This window comes from Sagittula sp. NFXS13 (assembly GCF_040148795.1).
Taxonomy (GTDB): domain Bacteria; phylum Pseudomonadota; class Alphaproteobacteria; order Rhodobacterales; family Rhodobacteraceae; genus Sagittula; species Sagittula marina.
The window spans coordinates 589,921-606,458 of sequence record NZ_JAGEMH010000003.1 but is presented as its reverse complement, the minus strand read 5'-3'; the positions used below and the strand labels follow the sequence as shown (position 1 = coordinate 606,458).

Annotated in this window: 17 protein-coding genes, 1 tRNA gene and 1 pseudogene; 5 read left to right on the top strand and 14 right to left on the bottom strand. The window is 58.4% G+C overall.

Annotation, left to right across the window (positions count from 1 at the left end; genetic code table 11):
• The 3 genes from J4E08_RS10805 to J4E08_RS10795 form a co-directional block, all read right to left on the bottom strand.
• The coding region (locus tag J4E08_RS10805; protein ID WP_349538471.1) for a hypothetical protein at positions 1-283 on the bottom strand (283 nt) is incomplete at its 3' end.
• Positions 284-475: 192 nt separating this feature from the next.
• The gene (locus tag J4E08_RS10800) at positions 476-1,261 is read right to left on the bottom strand and encodes a hypothetical protein (protein ID WP_349538470.1); all 786 of its coding nucleotides are present in this window, start codon (positions 1,259-1,261) and stop codon (positions 476-478) included.
• A gap of 86 nt (positions 1,262-1,347) precedes the next feature.
• Complete coding sequence (locus tag J4E08_RS10795) at positions 1,348-2,058, bottom strand: hypothetical protein (RefSeq protein ID WP_349538469.1); 711 nt, start codon at positions 2,056-2,058, stop codon at positions 1,348-1,350.
• Between the two features lie 121 nt (positions 2,059-2,179).
• On the opposite strand from J4E08_RS10795, the gene J4E08_RS10790 reads away from it, so the two are divergent.
• Positions 2,180-3,118 carry a hypothetical protein gene (locus J4E08_RS10790; protein ID WP_349538468.1) on the top strand — a complete coding sequence of 313 codons (939 nt, stop codon included), beginning with the start codon at positions 2,180-2,182 and terminating at the stop codon, positions 3,116-3,118.
• 5 nt (positions 3,119-3,123) lie between these two features.
• Here the strand turns inward: J4E08_RS10790 and J4E08_RS10785 are convergent, their stop codons facing one another.
• The 5 genes and pseudogenes from J4E08_RS10785 to ychF all read right to left on the bottom strand — a co-directional run bounded on the left by J4E08_RS10785 (position 3,124) and on the right by ychF (position 7,830).
• On the bottom strand, positions 3,124-3,759 hold the full coding sequence (locus J4E08_RS10785) for a hypothetical protein (protein ID WP_349538467.1): 636 nt from the start codon (positions 3,757-3,759) through the stop codon (positions 3,124-3,126).
• A gap of 505 nt (positions 3,760-4,264) precedes the next feature.
• Positions 4,265-4,839, bottom strand: a pseudogene (locus tag J4E08_RS10780) (transposase).
• A gap of 207 nt (positions 4,840-5,046) precedes the next feature.
• Positions 5,047-5,337, bottom strand: a complete 291-nt coding sequence (locus J4E08_RS24515) for a DUF6538 domain-containing protein (protein WP_502949263.1) — start codon at positions 5,335-5,337, stop codon at positions 5,047-5,049.
• A gap of 153 nt (positions 5,338-5,490) precedes the next feature.
• Positions 5,491-5,580 (bottom strand) — tRNA-Ser (locus J4E08_RS10775).
• 1,152 nt (positions 5,581-6,732) lie between these two features.
• Complete coding sequence (gene ychF, locus J4E08_RS10770; protein WP_183963017.1) at positions 6,733-7,830, bottom strand: redox-regulated ATPase YchF; 1,098 nt, start codon at positions 7,828-7,830, stop codon at positions 6,733-6,735.
• A 114-nt stretch (positions 7,831-7,944) separates the two neighbouring features.
• On the opposite strand from ychF, the gene J4E08_RS10765 reads away from it, so the two are divergent.
• Positions 7,945-8,343 carry a VOC family protein gene (locus tag J4E08_RS10765; protein ID WP_349538466.1) on the top strand — a complete coding sequence of 133 codons (399 nt, stop codon included), beginning with the start codon at positions 7,945-7,947 and terminating at the stop codon, positions 8,341-8,343.
• A gap of 60 nt (positions 8,344-8,403) precedes the next feature.
• On the opposite strand, the gene J4E08_RS10760 is transcribed toward J4E08_RS10765, so the two are convergent.
• From J4E08_RS10760 to J4E08_RS10750, 3 genes are all read right to left on the bottom strand, one after another.
• A complete protein-coding gene (locus J4E08_RS10760) occupies positions 8,404-8,790 on the bottom strand; it encodes a DUF805 domain-containing protein (protein ID WP_349538465.1) in 387 nt (128 codons plus the stop codon).
• A gap of 151 nt (positions 8,791-8,941) precedes the next feature.
• Complete coding sequence (locus J4E08_RS10755; protein ID WP_349538464.1) at positions 8,942-10,300, bottom strand: MATE family efflux transporter; 1,359 nt, start codon at positions 10,298-10,300, stop codon at positions 8,942-8,944.
• 148 nt (positions 10,301-10,448) lie between these two features.
• Positions 10,449-11,003 (bottom strand): hypothetical protein, encoded by a 555-nt coding sequence (locus J4E08_RS10750; RefSeq protein ID WP_349538463.1) that lies wholly within the window; start codon positions 11,001-11,003, stop codon positions 10,449-10,451.
• Between the two features lie 201 nt (positions 11,004-11,204).
• Between J4E08_RS10750 and trpA the strand changes: the two genes are divergently transcribed.
• Positions 11,205-11,996, top strand: coding sequence for a tryptophan synthase subunit alpha (trpA, locus tag J4E08_RS10745; protein ID WP_349538462.1), 792 nt, complete (start codon positions 11,205-11,207; stop codon positions 11,994-11,996).
• Here the strand turns inward: trpA and J4E08_RS10740 are convergent.
• Positions 11,937-13,346, bottom strand: a complete 1,410-nt coding sequence (locus J4E08_RS10740; RefSeq protein WP_349538461.1) for an ATP-binding protein — start codon at positions 13,344-13,346, stop codon at positions 11,937-11,939. The genes trpA and J4E08_RS10740 overlap by 60 nt on opposite strands.
• Positions 13,343-13,951 carry a heme NO-binding domain-containing protein gene (locus tag J4E08_RS10735; protein WP_349538460.1) on the bottom strand — a complete coding sequence of 203 codons (609 nt, stop codon included), beginning with the start codon at positions 13,949-13,951 and terminating at the stop codon, positions 13,343-13,345. Before J4E08_RS10735 ends, J4E08_RS10740 begins: the two co-directional genes overlap by 4 nt.
• A gap of 130 nt (positions 13,952-14,081) precedes the next feature.
• On the opposite strand from J4E08_RS10735, the gene J4E08_RS10730 reads away from it, so the two are divergent.
• Positions 14,082-15,245 (top strand): alpha-hydroxy acid oxidase, encoded by a 1,164-nt coding sequence (locus J4E08_RS10730; protein ID WP_349538459.1) that lies wholly within the window; start codon positions 14,082-14,084, stop codon positions 15,243-15,245.
• Positions 15,246-15,310: 65 nt separating this feature from the next.
• Here the strand turns inward: J4E08_RS10730 and J4E08_RS10725 are convergent, their stop codons facing one another.
• The gene (locus tag J4E08_RS10725; RefSeq protein ID WP_349538457.1) at positions 15,311-15,523 is read right to left on the bottom strand and encodes a hypothetical protein; all 213 of its coding nucleotides are present in this window, start codon (positions 15,521-15,523) and stop codon (positions 15,311-15,313) included.
• 497 nt (positions 15,524-16,020) lie between these two features.
• On the opposite strand from J4E08_RS10725, the gene J4E08_RS10720 reads away from it, so the two are divergent.
• Positions 16,021-16,476, top strand: coding sequence for a hypothetical protein (locus J4E08_RS10720; RefSeq protein ID WP_349538456.1), 456 nt, complete (start codon positions 16,021-16,023; stop codon positions 16,474-16,476).
• The last annotated feature ends 62 nt before the right edge of the window (positions 16,477-16,538 follow it).

Sequence of the window (16,538 nt, the reverse complement as noted above, 5' to 3'; positions counted from 1 at the left end):
CTGGATGATCCTCGCAGATCCAGTCCTCCAAACGATCCGGGAACAGGGTCGTCTGCTCCCGGTCCACTCCTTCGATATAGCCCGACATCACCAGCCTCCATTTGGTAAAGGCAGTATAGCTGAACCTGGAGTTTTCACACAGCCTCGGCCCGAAGCGGCATTTCAATCCTTGGCCGATCGCCGCGGTACAGCTTCGCCAGACCGGCCATCCGTCCAACGCGCACCATTTTTGGCGGATGAAGCGGAATATCTGCGCTCCATGGATGGCATCGGGCCTGCGCACACGGAAATTGTTTCCGTTTTGGCGTGTGTCAGAATATCCGATGGACGACCATATTGTCGGCAAACCGGTGCAGGACCCGCCGCATGGGCGTGAGATGCGAGCGGCGAATTTGATGACACTATCCAGAAAGGAACCGCTAAAGTTCACCTCAGGCGAACGAGGTCTCCCGTCATTCACCTAAACAGGGTGCAATTAGTGTCGATGTGCAAGCACTTGCGAAGCAGCGAAGGTTAGAGACAGAACGGATAATAGCGCCAGGACCAACGGGCTGTTTCGGGCTCGATCAACCCAGCTCGGAGATACATGCGCGGGCGAGGCGCGGCTGATGAAGGATGCTTCAAGTTCGGACTTTTTCGGTCCTGCGACGAGCCCTACCGCTAGCACATCAGGCATCGACAGGTCTGGTGAGACCGTACCGAATACACTCATCGCCGCACCACCGCCTGCTTCGAGGACGCGAATGCTCTCCCCTCGTCGGAATGTGCCGGTTTTGATCGCGTCTGTACGCACAGAAAATGGCCGACGCTCGCGAAATTCGTAACTTCCGGCGAGAAGCAGGCCCGTTTCGGCCGTGTCGGCCGGATAACCGATCCTGGGTTGGCCGGAAAACGCAAGCGTACCGAGTTCGATCCAGCGCTCGCGCGAAAGCCAGATGCGGAATTCTTTTCCAAGCTCGTCGTGATCCTTGAAGACGATACCGACCCCCCTCTCGGAAGGATTTTCGAAATCAATATGGACGCCATCGTGCAGATAAATATCCAGATCCTGTTCGCCATTCTGATAAAAACGTGCATCGCAAAGCCCCTCGCCTCGGGGAAGGTCGAAACGATGAGACTCGCGAGGCACACACGTTTTGACGCGTCCGAGGTCCCAGCGGAGGAGTTCTCGATCCTTGATCACTACACTGAGCGCACGGGTGTGGGCATCCAGCACCAAAGATTGCCGGGAAAGCACACCGGTGACGAGAATAATGATCATGGCAAGCACGATACCGCATCCCCAGAGCACTGCCAGATACAGAAGATCATGGCAGCGTTCGCGCCATTCCCGTAGGCGTCTCATCCTTATGGCACCGAGGCAACGCGAAGCACGAACTGTACTGGCGGTACCATCTCGCCACCATCGACCGACAGAACGTCTGCCGCTAACCTGCCCTGCCTTGCAACGGCCTCCGGGATCTCGCAAATCGTGTCGAATGCGCTACGGACTAACTGGGTGACCGGCCGACACTCCTGTTCACCGACGTCCGGTAACTGCGGGAACATCACATAAGTGAATTCAGCGTCAGATGTGTTCAGAAATAGCGACAGTGCCTCTCCCGATTGGGTACCAAAATAGACTGCGGCGGCTTCTTCGAGGCCGGTGAACCTGTCGCACGCGCCGGGAGTAAGCAGCCCCGCCAAAGTATCCGGCGGCGCCTCTCGCAAAAGCGGCAGCTGCTGCGTCGGGTAAGGGAACCGCAGGCGCCCGCCCGGAGAAACGCCAACGACACTGTAAGTGTTTCTGCTTTCGTACAAACCGTCAACCGTTGTCATCCGCAGACAGACCTCCGGCGACGTCCAGTCTTCTGGCAGCGTTGCGCTCACATCAAGTTCGGTTTGTCGCGCACTGATCGGACCACTTCGTGCAAAGCCCAGAAGACGGGCACCGGCAATTTCGGGAGCCTCGTAGACAAACTCGACGAATGCGCCGTGAAGTTGGGCCTCGTGCTGCGATTGCGATGATGCCATAAACGGAATAGCCATCAACAATCCGGTAAGGACGGTTTTTGACATGCGATGTTTTCTTCCATTTCTGTCCCGCATTGTATTAGGCCTCATCCTGCTTGATTTCCCCGTTGCACTCTTCGCGCAAACCGTGCGGGTTCAGTCCGGCGACCAGTTTGGACACGGGCTGATGTTTGAATTCAACCACAATTGCTTTGTCGCATTGCCGCGTCACGTCGTGGTCGAAGGCGACCCAAAACTCACCGTATTCACCGCTGCGCCTGTGGTCCATTCCCTTGCATGGGTCACCGATCCGTTCTGGAAGGACATGGATCTTGCCATCGCGCAGGTGCGCGGCGTCGTAGAAGACCGCTGCACCCGGGATCTGGACTGGTTCGCGGAGGCTCACCCGGAGGCCAACAGCATTGGTCGGCTCATGCAACTGAGCGCCACCGGTGAGCCGCGCCCGACGCAGATGCTGATTACAGAGAGCGGGTATCTGACCTTTGACGCCAGGCTCATCCAGCCCGACGCAGAATTGCGCCAAGGCATCAGCGGGGCTTTCCTTATGGTCGGCCAAAAACCGGTCGGGATGGCGCTGCGCATGACCTCTCAGACTGAGGGCACCTTCCTGCGAAGCGAGGAAATCGAGATGAACCTCAGGCGCTGGCTGACACGCCGTGCCGGTCTGACGGTGACCGAAGCGCTCACGGAGCCCACGCCAGCCCCGGCGCCCCTGTCGCGGTTCGAGGTTGTTTCGGCCGCATCCGCCCCTGTCTCGCCAGAGATGTCCGAGCAGAACCTGATCGGGCCGGGCCGCTACGTGTTCGCACCAGACGGGCCGAACCGTATCGCCTTCCGGACCCGCGACGCTACCAGCGCCTCGCTGAGCGGGCTGCGCCTGCGCTCGGCCCCCGAGGCCGGTCACGCTCTGCCTCGCCGCATTCGCGTAACCGTCTCATCGCGTAGCGACGGGCGCGGTGATAGACCTTTCCTAACCGGCGAAGTCGGCCCGGACGGCATTCTCGAACAGTCGCGCATGGAGACCACTGCTGTGTGGGTCTTCGTCACGGTGCTGAACAGCTGGGACGCGGGAAGCGTTGGCATAGACGAAATTGCTTTCGATTGATGCCGTCAGCGGATTGGGATTGAGAGTGTAACGGGACTTGCGGTTTTCGTCGACTCTCGAATTTCCACGACTGCCTGAAGTCTTCCGTCATCGGTCAGGTTCACTTCATACCAATTGGCTCCGATGCTTTGCAGCTGTAGCGTTCCTCCAACTGCGCGAAATAGACATCCACCTTGAGAAGGCCAGCCTTCAAAAGAGTAGCAGGTGCCATCCGCTGCCCTCTCACTGAATTTTCCAATCCAGATTGTCTGCGCATCATCGTTCGGCACCAGGCCCAGTTTGCGACTTACTATGCGGCGAAAATCCTCCTGCTTCGCCTTACTCCCGTCGATCTGAACCTCAATCAGAGGTTCGCTGTCCAGGAATGCCTTCACCGCTATGCCCCGCACGTTGGGATCCGAGCTGTAGATGCCATTCTCCAGCGCGACGCGCCGCATGTCCGGATCGCCGCTGTCGAGCATCACTTTCATCGTCGCCTGCGCGCGTTTCGGGTCAGGATCGCTCAGCATCGCGACCAATTCGTCGTCTTTCGAGAGCTCTTTATCCACCGCGGCACGAAGCTGCTCCATCGTCATGCCCTGTGCAAACACCGCGGTGCTTGTAATCGACAAGCATGCAGCCCAGAGATACTTTTTAAACATAACTGCCCCCTTCTTCCGATCGCACATGATGGACCGGGAATTATCCAAGACTTGTAATTCCGAATTTCAACGTTTGCCGCACAACCTTGCCGTCTCGTGGTCATCCGTCAAGTGTCAGGATCGTATCGGACATTGTGTTGTCCGCGACAGTCTCACCGTAGCGCAGCGCGTAGCTGAAGGAGGCGCTTGCGATCATTGCATGGTTTCCCGCTGACCAGAACATCTTCAATCCCCCGCTGTAACGGTTACCCCGAACAGGTGGCTCAACAAGTCGCTGGCGCAGGTGCGACCGTACCTGTTTCGGGAGAAGGAAAAAGATCTCGTTCACGATAAGTCAGATTGGAGAGGCAGGACCGACGGTAGGCAAAGTCGCGATGTTTCACCTTACATATCCGTAGGAAATTGTTCGAATTAATGCCTAAGGAATACTTTACAAGCAGTATACGGATGAGGAATTCTGGATCAACGGAGCTGCAATCACGAGCGATCCTGTTAGGGTCTGGACTCATAACCAATAGATGATGGTCACAGCGAGAGCGATTGCGGACAAGAAGACCTTTGGGCACCTGTCGTACCGGGTCGCGACCCTTCTCCAATCCTTCAACCTGCCGAACATGATCTCGATTCTATTTCGGCGTTTGTAGCGGCGCTTGTTCCTTGCCCGGCAGGGCATTGCAAAGCAATGTCCCGAGAGGGGTATTTCACTGTGGTCTTGCGCTGCTTACGACCCGGGATGCAGGCGCGTATCCTTTTTGTCTCGCCCATGCTGGTCGCGGTGCGGTGTGCCTTGAGGTAAGTCGCGTCAATCATCACGGTCTTCCTTTCTCGATGCTCGGCAGCCAAGCCAGCCATGATCCGAGCAAAGACGCCCGTGTCGCTCCACCTCTTCCATCGGTTATAGAGGGTCTTGTGAGGGCCGTATTCTTTGGGCGCATCGCGCCAGCGTAACCCATTGCGGTTGATGAAAATAATCCCGCTCAGTACCTTGCGGTCATCAACCCTTGGCTTGCCGTGGGACTTCGGAAAACAGGGCTTCAAGCGCGTCATCTGCGCGTCGCTCAACCAGAAAAGATCAGATATGTCACCGCTCAGTTTTTCGGCGGTGAATCACGACGCTCGGCTGAGATCAATGGGTCCTGACCCTAGCCACCCGGTCACGTGTCCGACTCCAGTAGTGCTCGACTGCACGCGACACTGTGATCTCGGGGGCAGACACGGCACCCAGGATCGCAGCAGCCTCTTGGCGGTTCGGATGCTGACTATGGGCAGGGATGGCCTCAATCCGCTTCAGCAGATCTGCGCGAGGCAAGTGCGTGACCTCCGCCAAGGGCAACCGGGAAAACCTCGCTTCCCAGCCAGATCCTGAGCTGCCTGAAACCGTCTCTCGGCGTCTCCTGATGCACCTGCCAGGCACGCTTCCCAAGCCTCGATCTGCGTTCGCCAGATTGCAAGCGCCTTGGCTTCGGCTTCAGCTTTCGAATCTGTATGAAGGCTCACCCAAAGCTCCTTGCGAGGTTCAACCCCAGCATAACGGGCAGGCACGCGCTTGCGCAAATTCCGGGTGGTTCCACGAAACATCACCGCCATCAGCCCCTCCACGTCAGCCCATCAAAAGAGCAAAATGTGGGGAAAATTGTGTAGCAAGACAAGGAGCTAGAAGGCGGATCAAAGCAAGCCTGCTTCACAAAAACTTGAAAGCATTAGCGAAATATATTTCCGCGCAGGATGTTGTGGCGGAGACGAAGGGATTCGAACCCTCGAGACCCTTCCGGGCCTACTCCCTTAGCAGGGGAGCGCCTTCGACCACTCGGCCACGTCTCCGCTAACCCGTTTAGAGAGGCATTGCCTGAGAAACAAGGCGAAAATTGATCTTTTTTGGCAGGTCTTGCCGCGCAATAAATATCATATATGTTCGATGAGGTCACCGAAAAACCTTTTCAGTCAATGTGTTGACGACGGGAAACACCACGACCCCGAAGGTTCATCAGCCATAAAAGCATGTAGGCTCCGATCATCTCGCGCGGAAATGCTATAATTGCGAGACTGGATTTCGTCGCTCTCGCACGTGGACGCTCCGCCGCCCCCCCCCCCCCCCCCCCTGCCAGGCGCGAATTTCCGTTGAGAGCCGCAGGTGGCCAGCTCCTCGTAATGAAAGACGCGCCGCCCCCATTCATCTGCAAAGGCAGGCGCGTTCGATGCTTGAACTGCAGTCTAAATGCGACACGCCTGCCTTGCCTGGCAACCTTGGCTGGTACAGGGAGCAAGACTATGGCGATCCGGCTGAACGGACAGCTTCGGAAACCTGCTCGGCGGTGGTGCAGCTACTGTGTGTAGGCTTTTGACGCTATCACGGCGTCGCCGCAGACTGCGTGTAGAAGGTGTTCCACCCCCTCTGGGGGCCGGCCAAGCTGAAAGCAGGCGCAGAAATACGGACGATAGAATGAATACTCTGCCGTCACTGGTTCTTCGATCCCGCGGACTGAACCTTAAGCGCAGCGGTCGACGGACTCGTCGCCGGCTCTCAGCAAAGACAGGGAAGGCCGTTGCCAGGGCTCATCCGTTCGCGTCTCAAGGTCTTTACCCCGGCAAGAGCTTCGCGATGATCGCTTAGGGTTTAGACCGGATAATATTGCGCCCTACAGCGCGGCAGTGGTGTTGCCGGCCCACGACGTGAAAAGGGGAGTTGTCCCCAAACCGGCACTGAAGGCCGCGATGATCGACGTGGGATGACACGTCAGAAACACGCTAACGCCGCAGGTGACGAAGCATGGGGTCAATCGCAGAAAACGCAAACAAGCGGATGCAAGCCGTAGGTTGGGCTGGCGGAGATCTCGGGCTTCCGGTGTCTTAAAAAAGATATCAAGTATTATCATAGGTCTCCTGCACCGTCTAAGGAAACAGGCAAAACAAAAAACCGCGCCCACACCTGACGGCGGACGCGGTTTTCCAACAACCTAAGCTACCCCTGTTGGGTCAAGTGTTGAACAAGAAGTGCAACACGTCGCCGTCCTGTACGGTATAGTTCTTGCCCTCGGCGCGCATTTTTCCAGCTTCCTTTGCCGGCGCCTCACCGCCCAAGGAGACAAAATCCTCATAGGCGATGGTTTCAGCGCGGATGAACCCCTTTTCGAAATCACCATGGATCACGCCTGCTGCCTGCGGGGCAGAGGTGCCGTGTTTGATCGTCCAGGCACGGGCTTCCTTGGGGCCGACGGTAAAATAGGTTTCCAGTTCGAGCAGCGCGTACCCTGCCTTGATCAAGCGATCCAGACCTGCCTCTTTCAAACCCAGTTCACCAAGGAATTCTTCGGCTTCCTCGGCGTCCAGCTGTGAAATCTCTTCCTCGATCTTGGCAGAGATCACCACATGCGCATTGCCCTGTGCAGCGGCCATCTCGGCCACTTTTTGCGACAGCGCATTGCCCTCCGCAGCCTCGCCCTCATCCACGTTACAGACGTAAAGGATCGGCTTGGACGTCAACAGTTGCAGCATCTTCCACTGCTTCTGGTCGTCCTCATCCACCTCGACCACGCGTGCGGGCTTGCCCTCTTCGAGCACGGCCAGGGCCGCCTTCATCAGCCGCTCCTGCTGCACCGCTTCCTTGTCGCCGCCGCGCACCTTCCGCGTGATGTTTTGCAGCCGCTTTTCCAACGACTCCATGTCCGCGATGATCAGCTCTGTCTCGATGGTTTCCGCATCACTGACAGGATCGACACGCCCATCCACGTGGGTCACGTCCTCGTCTTCGAAGCAGCGCAGCACGTGCGCAATTGCATCCGTCTCGCGGATGTTGGCCAGGAACTGGTTGCCCAGACCCTCGCCTTTCGAGGCGCCCTTGACCAGACCGGCAATGTCCACAAACGTCATCCGCGTGGGAATGATCTGCTTGGAGCCGGCGATGGCCGCCAGCTTCTCGAGACGCGTATCGGGCACGGCCACGTCACCGACGTTCGGCTCGATCGTGCAAAACGGAAAGTTCGCTGCTTGCGCCGCTGCCGTTTTTGTCAATGCGTTGAAGAGCGTCGACTTGCCCACGTTGGGCAGCCCCACGATTCCCATTCGAAAGCCCATGCGCGTCTCCTGTTATCCGAGGCTGTGTCCAAGACGGGCCGCTTCTATGCGCAGGGCGACGTGGGCGCAAGGTGCTGCTACGGTAAACCCGCGCACATCAAGGAGAGACCAGCGATGAAAGTTCACCCCTACCTGACGTTCGACGGCACCACGGTGGAGGCAATGACCTTTTACCAGACCGCGCTCGGTGGCGAGCTGACCATTATGATGTACAGCGACATGCCTCCCGGTGACGACATCCCGGAGGGTGCCGGCGGAAAGGTCGCCCATGCGCGGCTCGATCTTGGGAACATTATGTTGCAAGCCTCTGACAGATTGGACGGCTCGGGCGCAGGGTTCAAAGGCTTCGACCTGCAGATTGACCTCAGCGATGTGGAGAAAGGCCGTGCGCTGTTTGACGCGCTGGCCGAAGGTGGGGACATCCTGATGCCTTATGGCGATGTGTTCTGGGCGCGCGCCTTTGGCACGCTGCGCGACAAGTTCGGCGTGCCGTGGATGATCCACGTCGCCTAACCCCTTGAACGCAAAAAGCGCCGGAGCCCCGGCGCTTTGCAGTTTCCAAGTCGATGGGGTTTAGCCGAAACGGTTCGGCGCCGGATCGGGCTTTTTTGCGAACCAGACGATCAGAATGATCGCGCCGATCAGCGGGATCAGACCGATCAACAGCCACCATCCACTCTTGTCGATGTCATGCAGACGTCGCGCCCCGATGGAAAGGCTCGGCACGATGATCGCCAGCGACCACAGGCCCGACAACACGCCAATCCCCAGCATAAAATCCACAAGGCTGAAGACGATGGACCCCGCGAAGCAGCCCAGCCAAGCCTTCCAGTACTCACCGCGGTTCGCTCGTCCCTCGAACACGATGTAATTCTGAAAGAAACGCGTCAGAGCTTCCTGAAAGCTGACGTCTTCCTGATAGTTGCGGCCAGCCGTGGCCATTTCTGCAGTGGTGTCCATGAAATTGCTCCCTCAAATGCTCTTCGCAAATGTATTGATCTTGTCAAACGCCCAAACATGGGCTTGCTCGTTCGCGCATTAGATCATCTCCCCCCAAACGCTTTCAATCAGGAAATGACGCTAGGTCAGGAATTCCTGCCCACCGCTTTGGTCAGGAAGCCGTCATGCCTGCGGCAAATATCATGCGGCCATGCGACCAGAATCGCCAGATCAGCAGAGCGCAGGCCACGCTCAACCCCAGCACAAGACCCATCCAGACCCCAACCGCGCCCCACCCCAGCGTAAAGCCGAACACCAGCGCGCCGGGCATCCCGATGCCCCAGTAGGACAACGCGGCCAGCACCATGGGCACCCGCGTGTCATGCAAACCTCGCAGCATTCCAAGGTAGTTCACCTGCAACGCGTCCACCATCTGGAACAGCGCGGCCAGGGCCATCAACTGCACGCCCACCGCGATCACCGCAGCGCGCTGTGGCTCGCTCGGGGCGACGAACAAACCGACCAGAAACTCCGGCAGCGTCAGGAAGATCGTGATCGACATCAACGCCACGACGACGCTCAAAATCGTGATCACTTGCGCACCACGGAACATATGTTCCACATCGCCCCGGCCCATCGCATTGCCCGCGCGCACCGTGGCCGCATTCGACAGCCCCAGTTGAACGACAAACGTGGCGGTCGAAATCTGCAACGCAACCCCGTGCGCCGCCAATGGCACCGTGCCCAGCCAGCCCATCAGCACCGAGGCGCCAGCAAACAAAGCAACTTCGGCCAGCGTGGTCAGGCCAATCGGCAGCCCCAGCGAGAACACCCGTGCGAACATCTCCCAATCGGGGCGCCAGAAACGCGCGAACAAGGTATGCTCCGGGAGGCGGCGCAACGCGTATGCCACAATCAACCCAAGCGAGATCGCATGCACGGCCAAAGACGCCAGTGCCGCGCCCGCGATGCCCATTTCCGGCAGACCCAGCTTGCCGAAAACCAGCAGGTAGTTCAGCGCCCCGTTCACCACGGCCGCTGCCACTGTCACCCACAACACGACCCGGGTCAGCTCCAACCCGGCGAGGTAATTTTTCATGACCATGACGCCAAGGGCGGGCAGCATTCCCCAACCAGCGATCCGCAGGTAGGTCTGCGCCATCTCCGCGATCTCCGGCGTCTGACCCAAGGCCAGAAGCACCGGGCCGGAGAACCACAAAAGTGGCATCACCATCGCAAAATACAGGATCGACCACCACAAGGCCATACGCGTGGCGCGGCGGATGCCCACCTCGTCCTCGCGCGCGGCATAGGTTGCCACCATGGGTAGGATCGCCCAGGCGTAGCCCGATCCGAAAAGAAACAGCGTGAAAAATGCAGAGGTTGCAAGCACCAGCGCCGCCAGTTCGGGCACGCCGTACCAGCCCACTACAATAGTGTCGGTCAGTCCGATGGCGAATTGCGCCAGGTGCCCACCTACAAGCGGCAAGCCAAGCTTCAGGATCGCGCGCAAATGGTCGGGATATGTCATTACGGGGGCTATCATCCTAGCGCCCTACCCCGGCCCCCTCGCCCTCGCAAGAGGCAGCAGGTCACGACGCCGACACACGCTGCGCACAATCCTTGCGTGCTTTTTGCACGAATTTATGCCGAATTTTCGTAAAGTGATTTGAAATCAGTCATCTGACAGATCCGACCGGCGCATCATCGTTTTTCCAAGATGCCAGGATCTTTCTGAACGTCCGTACCACGAAGATCCACTGCGTGAGGCTTGCCAATACCACCCACTTTCTGACGTGTGGCTGTAATGGAAGCCGGAAAACCTGATACAGCAGGTCGGCCCAAGGCAGATCGACCACATCCGGGAAATGCCCGGCACCCTCGTCATGAAGTGTCTTCTCTGGACGGCATATGCTCCCTTTCAAACGCTTTGGCACCTGATGGGGGGATTGACTGATCACTTCGCCGGGATGCTTGGTATCCCGCCGACCCGCCCCCCCCTTTGACAGCTGCGTAGCGGGAGGCGCTCCCCATGTCGCGCGCTGAAACGGCTCGGTGGGAAGCATCGCACTTTTTAAAATCTGATCCTCACGGCTTTCGGCTCGTGACGAATTGGTCGCCACAGTCCCTCGCGCCAATGGCGCATAATGATGGCCGTACCAGAACAGCCTGCTGTGCTTGGCAAGGGCCTCAGAGCGCAGGCTGTTGATGTGGTTTGAGATAAACCAGGGCAATTTGATCCCGGTACGACACACCAATGCGAATGGCGCTGCAGAAATAACGGCAATCTTGCGCGCTGTTGCCGTAGGCGCCTTCTGTTTGCCGATGCATTATTGCCTTCCTCGCAAAAGCCCGCCTGCGGTCATGTCACTTCGGCCCATTGATTTTCCCCACCGCTTACGGCAACAGATCAAGGACTTTATCCGGAGACAGCCATGACCCGTATCGAATCCAAGTTCGCCCACCTGAGCACAGACGGCAAAAAAGCCTTTGTCGCCTATATCATGGCGGGCGATCCGACTGCGGAAAAGTCGCTCGATGTGATGAAGGGTCTGCCCGCCGCCGGTGTCGACATCATCGAACTCGGCCTGCCGTTCACGGACCCGATGGCCGATGGCGAGACCATTCAGCTCGCTGGTCAGCGTGCGCTGGCAGGCGGGATGACGCTGCAAAAGACCCTCGATATGGTCAAGGCGTTCCGCGAGACTGATAACGAGACGCCAATCGTGCTGATGGGCTACTACAACCCGATCTACAATCGGGGCGTAGACAAATTCCTCTCCGACGCCGCAGAGGTTGGCATCGACGGCCTCATCATCGTGGATTTGCCGCCCGAAGAGGACGATGAGCTCTGCATTCCCGCGCAAAAGGCGGGCCTGAATTTCATCCGCCTCGCCACGCCAACCACCGATGACAAACGTCTGCCCAAGGTCATGCAAAACACCTCCGGCTTCGTTTACTACGTCTCCATCACCGGCATCACCGGTGCGGCAGCGGCACAGGCGGCTGATGTCGCCCCCGAGGTTGCTCGGATCAAAGCGGTTTCCGATCTTCCCGTGATCGTCGGCTTTGGCGTGCGCACCCCGGAAACCGCGAGAGAGATTGCCGCTGTTGCAGATGGCACCGTCGTTGGCTCCGCCATCGTGGCCCAGATCGCCGATGGCAAATCAACTGCGGATATCCTTGCTTTCGTCAAATCTCTCGCCGACGGTGCGCATAGCGCCTGAAACTTCAAGGTTTCGGCCCAAAAGGCGCGCCATCTCTCGCGCGAGGTGTTCGCGTCTGACCGGTTTGCTCACATGGGCATCGATCCCGTTTCGCAGGTATCGGTTCACCTGATGGGTCATGGCGTTGGCTGTCAACGCCATGATCGGCACCGGTGACAGTCCTTCCGCCGCCTCCCAAGCGCGGATCTCTGCGGCCGCCGTCAACCCGTCCATCACCGGCATATTCACATCCATCAAGATCAGGTCGAAACGCCCGTCCTTTTGGCGCGCCACCGCCTGCGCACCATCTGGCACAAAGTCCAAGGTCAAATCGAAGGGCTTCAAGATCAGCTTCAGCACGTGCTGGTTGGTCAGGCTGTCTTCGGCCACCAGGATGCGCCATGCCCGCTGGCTCAGCACGTCTTCGGGTTCTAAAACCGGGAGACGTTGCCCGCGACGATTACAGTGTGGTGCATTTTCGAGGTGCACTGTTGCCCGAAACAAGGCGCCGCCTGCGGCGGAGTCCTGATAGGTCAGATCGCCCCCCAACAAACGACAAAGACGCTGAGAGATCGCCAAGCCCAAACCGGTGCCTCCGTGAACCCGGTTTACCGTTTCATTCGCCTGGCTGAACGCGTGGAACAGCCGCTTTTGCTCCGCCTTGGGAACGCCAGGCCCGGTGTCATGGACTTCGATGGTGAGAATTTGATCCACTTGCGAAACCACGGTACGGACGGCACCCACCTCGGTAAACTTCACCGCATTGGACAGCAGGTTACCAATCACCTGCCGTAGCCGCGTAGGATCGCTGACACGCAAATCGCTGGTATCCACCAAGACGTCGAGACTGAACTCCAGCCCTTTTGCTGCCGCCACCTCTGCGTACAGCGAACGTAATTCGCGGCATAGCGCCCCGAGGTCGAACCGGCGTTGCTCCACCTCCATCTTGCCTGCTTCGATCTTGGACAGGTCGAGCAGATCGTCGAGGATCGCCAACAACGCGCGTCCAGAGGTCAGGATCGTATCCGCCATCTCTGCTTGCGTTGCGTTCAAATCGCTGTCTTGCAAGCCAGTCGTCATGCCAAGGATAGCGTTCATCGGGGTGCGGATCTCGTGGCTGATCACGGCAATGAAAGCGCTCTTGGCGGCGTTCGAGGACTCAGCCTGCGTTTTGGCCCGCTCCAGCTCCTGTGTGCGCCGGGCCACCTCCTCCTCAAGCACCTCGGCCTGACAGCGCAACGCCTCGTTTGCCTCCCATAAAGCCCGGCTCTTTTCTTCGAGGAGATCCTCCGCCTCCTGCCGCGACCGCACCGCGCGCTCGTATCGCCGTCGCGACACGCGGTCCGATGCTGAAGGCGGATCCTCGATCATGCTATGCCAGCCCCCGGCTCGCGCGGCGTGTCCTCCGCCCCATGCGAAACTTCTGTCCACTGGCCTGCGAGTTCAATCATGGTGATGTCAAAGGTGGCTTCCCGATCTGAATCGCGAGACACCTCCACTGACACCTTGTCGCCAAAGGCGTCTGCGCAGGCTCTGATGAGCCCCTCGCAAAATGCCACCAAGGGTCGCTCCGACACATAGCGCATCCGAAGCCGTCGCGGTCCATCCCAAGCAGTCTCGAACCGAGGTAGCTCAGCATCGGGGTACAGCTTGCGCACCTCCACATGCACCTCGTTTTCGATCGCCGCGAGCATCTCCAGCGACGATGCTCTGCCTTCGAAAAACTGTGGATAAAGCACCTTGAAACGATCCAGCATCCAGCACCCGAAAGCGCGTTGGAGATCGTCCCCGGACATGCCAGTTCGGGCTGACAATGCGCCAACGATCGCCACCAGCTCCGAACAGGGATAATTGCCCACCCGGCTGTAGGCCCCGCCCGATGCCAGAGCCAATTGATCCAGCACCTCGTCCAGCGCCTCTTCCCCCACGGTCTGCTCTGCCATGGTCAGCAATTCCGTAAAAACAATCCCCTTCACGATCGGACCCTCGCATGCGCACAGGCATACCTGATAGCCGCATCACATGAACAATCGCTTTAAACATCTTGCTCCACGCACACCGCATTGGTAACAATCCCTTACCAATTTTAACGGCACGGAGGTGATTATGCCCACCATCACCAATATCGAAGATCTCAAACGCCTCCACCGCCGCCGTGCGCCCAAGATGTTCTACGACTACTGCGAAAGCGGTTCATGGTCGGAACAGACCTTCCGCGAGAACACCTCCGACTTCGACCAAATTCGCCTCCGCCAGCGCGTTGCCATCGACATGGCCAACCGCAGCACGGCCACCCAGCTTATCGGTCAGAACGTGGCCATGCCCGTCGCCCTCGCCCCCGTCGGCCTCACCGGCATGCAAAATGCGGATGGCGAGATCAAAGCTGCCAAAGCCGCAGAAAAGTTCGGCGTCCCCTATTGCCTGTCCACCATGTCCATCTGCTCCATCGAGGATGTGGCTGCCAACACCTCCAAACCCTTCTGGATGCAGGTCTACACCCTGAAGGACGACGACTTCATGCGCGGCCTCTTCGACCGCGCCAAGGCGGCCAACTGTTCCGCGGCCGTCATCACTGTCGACCTGCAACTGCTTGGTCAAAGACACAAAGACCTGAAAAACGGTCTCTCTGCCCCGCCCAAGCTCACGCCCAAATCCATCGCAAACATGGCGACCAAGGTGCCTTGGGGCCTTGAGATGCTCCAGACCAAGCGCCGCTTCTTCGGCAATATCGTCGGCCACGCCAAGGGCGTCAACGATCCCGCTTCGCTCACGACGTGGACGGCTGAATCCTTTGACCAGTCGCTCAATTGGGACCGCATCCGCGAGTTTCGCAAGATGTGGAATGGTCCGCTCATCATCAAGGGGATCCTGGACCCCCGCGATGCGATTGAGGCTTGCAATGTCGGTGCCGACGCTATCGTTGTTTCCAACCACGGCGGGCGGCAGCTCGACGGTGCGCTTTCTTCGATCCGCGCGCTGGAGCCAATCCTGGATGCCGTCGGCGACAAGATCGAAGTCCACCTCGACAGCGGCATCCGCTCCGGCCAGGACGTGCTCAAAGCTGTCGCCATGGGGGCCAAGGGCGCCTGGATTGGCCGTGCTTATATTTACGGCCTTGGGGCCATGGGCGAGGCTGGCGTGACCAAGGCGCTGGAGGTCATTCACAAGGAACTCGACACCTCCATGGCGCTCTGCGGCCACCGCGACGTGAACACCGTGGACCGCGACATCCTGATGGTGCCAAAGAACTTTTCCGGCGACTGGTCCTGACACCCCGAAACGCAAAAGGCGCGCCAGACCTTCGTCTGACGCGCCTTCATACATCAAAAAAACCGTCAGGCTTTGTCGCGCGCCATCCGCGCTTTGCGCAAAGCAGCGGTCTTGGCGTCGCGTTTCTGGGTCTCAGTGTCGATCAATTCCTTTGCCGCATCAGAGGTCTTCTCCATCGCGGTCTTGGACGGCTTTTTTGACGCCTCGATGCTCTCGGGCACCTCCGGTCGCTTCATCCCGGTGCGCCCAGCCATCATTTCTTCGAACGTAGGTTTCATGTCAGCACCTCTTTGGTCGTTGAAAATACAGCGTGCAAAGTCATGAAGCCCCCTCCTGAACACCGCCCGCAAAATGCGACGGCCCACTTCTCGAAGCCTACAACACATTTCAATGAAGCGCGACGAGAAGAACGTACTTGAAGTAAGCCATTGAGGCGGTTCGTCAAGATCAAGCCTGATACGAGAGGGCACCGAACGCGGGCGTCGGTCGCAAAGAAGTCTGCGGCTTAGTCAAAAAAGACTGGTCCCGCCGCCGCGTCACGCGTTTCGAGACATAGCTGCCTTTCAAGCGCGAAACGACGATGTCCGAGAGTAAATTCACGCCGGGGCAGTCCGAAGCCGGGTCGTCGGAATATCCGGGGTTGGTCACACCTATTGGGCCGCGGGCTGGATTGGCCACAACACACGCGTCTCGTCCCACGAAACGACCGCCAATTGCGTTCTGTCAGCGGTCAACGCATTTGCGGCCAAATAGGTCAATTTGATGATAGAGAGTTTTGGCCCATCGTAACCGCCGAGGCGCGGACGATGAAAAACCCCGCCAAGATGGCCTGCGAAAAGCTCTTCAAAGACATCAGGCGGGCGATCCACAAACAGTCTTCGCCCTGGAGAAATCAGAAGCGGTTTGGATGGCCTGCACGGTGAAGACACACGTGCGAGATCGCATCCCAGACGAAGTGCGCACCAATTCGGTCAAACTGGCGCTCGAGGATTTGGCCGAAATTCATTTGGATAAAGCCGCCTTTGGTCCCAACTACCTGATGCGGGGCGGCAAATCAAAGCTGGACATGCATCATAGTAGCCCCCGCAGAGAACCTCATAAATTGCACTTGATATCAAAGCACAAGAGCTCTTGCGGCTTCCAGTTTTCCCGCAGATTGCTAAAATCGCGGAACACAATTACCTCATTGTTGGCAAAAGATGGTTTCGTTGCGAGACATGGCTTACATTGAATTCAGGGCGCTACGCCCTTACCCGGGGCCATGGCCGCTCCAGAAACGCCTTGCCAAGCCAG

What these genes read in the sequence shown, in the direction of transcription:
- J4E08_RS10785 (WP_349538467.1), bottom strand. Translation starts at nt 3,759, where the DNA reads ATGTTTAAAAAGTATCTCTGGGCTGCATGCTTGTCGATTACAAGCACC.
- J4E08_RS10795 (WP_349538469.1), bottom strand. Translation starts at nt 2,058, where the DNA reads ATGTCAAAAACCGTCCTTACCGGATTGTTGATGGCTATTCCGTTTATG.
- J4E08_RS10740 (WP_349538461.1), bottom strand. Translation starts at nt 13,346, where the DNA reads ATGATCGAGGATCCGCCTTCAGCATCGGACCGCGTGTCGCGACGGCGA.
- J4E08_RS10725 (WP_349538457.1), bottom strand. Translation starts at nt 15,523, where the DNA reads ATGAAACCTACGTTCGAAGAAATGATGGCTGGGCGCACCGGGATGAAG.
- J4E08_RS10800 (WP_349538470.1), bottom strand. Translation starts at nt 1,261, where the DNA reads ATGATCATTATTCTCGTCACCGGTGTGCTTTCCCGGCAATCTTTGGTG.
- J4E08_RS10790 (WP_349538468.1), top strand. Translation starts at nt 2,180, where the DNA reads ATGTTTGAATTCAACCACAATTGCTTTGTCGCATTGCCGCGTCACGTC.
- J4E08_RS10760 (WP_349538465.1), bottom strand. Translation starts at nt 8,790, where the DNA reads ATGGACACCACTGCAGAAATGGCCACGGCTGGCCGCAACTATCAGGAA.
- J4E08_RS10755 (WP_349538464.1), bottom strand. Translation starts at nt 10,300, where the DNA reads ATGACATATCCCGACCATTTGCGCGCGATCCTGAAGCTTGGCTTGCCG.
- J4E08_RS10765 (WP_349538466.1), top strand. Translation starts at nt 7,945, where the DNA reads ATGAAAGTTCACCCCTACCTGACGTTCGACGGCACCACGGTGGAGGCA.
- J4E08_RS24515 (WP_502949263.1), bottom strand. Translation starts at nt 5,337, where the DNA reads ATGTTTCGTGGAACCACCCGGAATTTGCGCAAGCGCGTGCCTGCCCGT.
- ychF (WP_183963017.1), bottom strand. Translation starts at nt 7,830, where the DNA reads ATGGGCTTTCGAATGGGAATCGTGGGGCTGCCCAACGTGGGCAAGTCG.
- trpA (WP_349538462.1), top strand. Translation starts at nt 11,205, where the DNA reads ATGACCCGTATCGAATCCAAGTTCGCCCACCTGAGCACAGACGGCAAA.
- J4E08_RS10730 (WP_349538459.1), top strand. Translation starts at nt 14,082, where the DNA reads ATGCCCACCATCACCAATATCGAAGATCTCAAACGCCTCCACCGCCGC.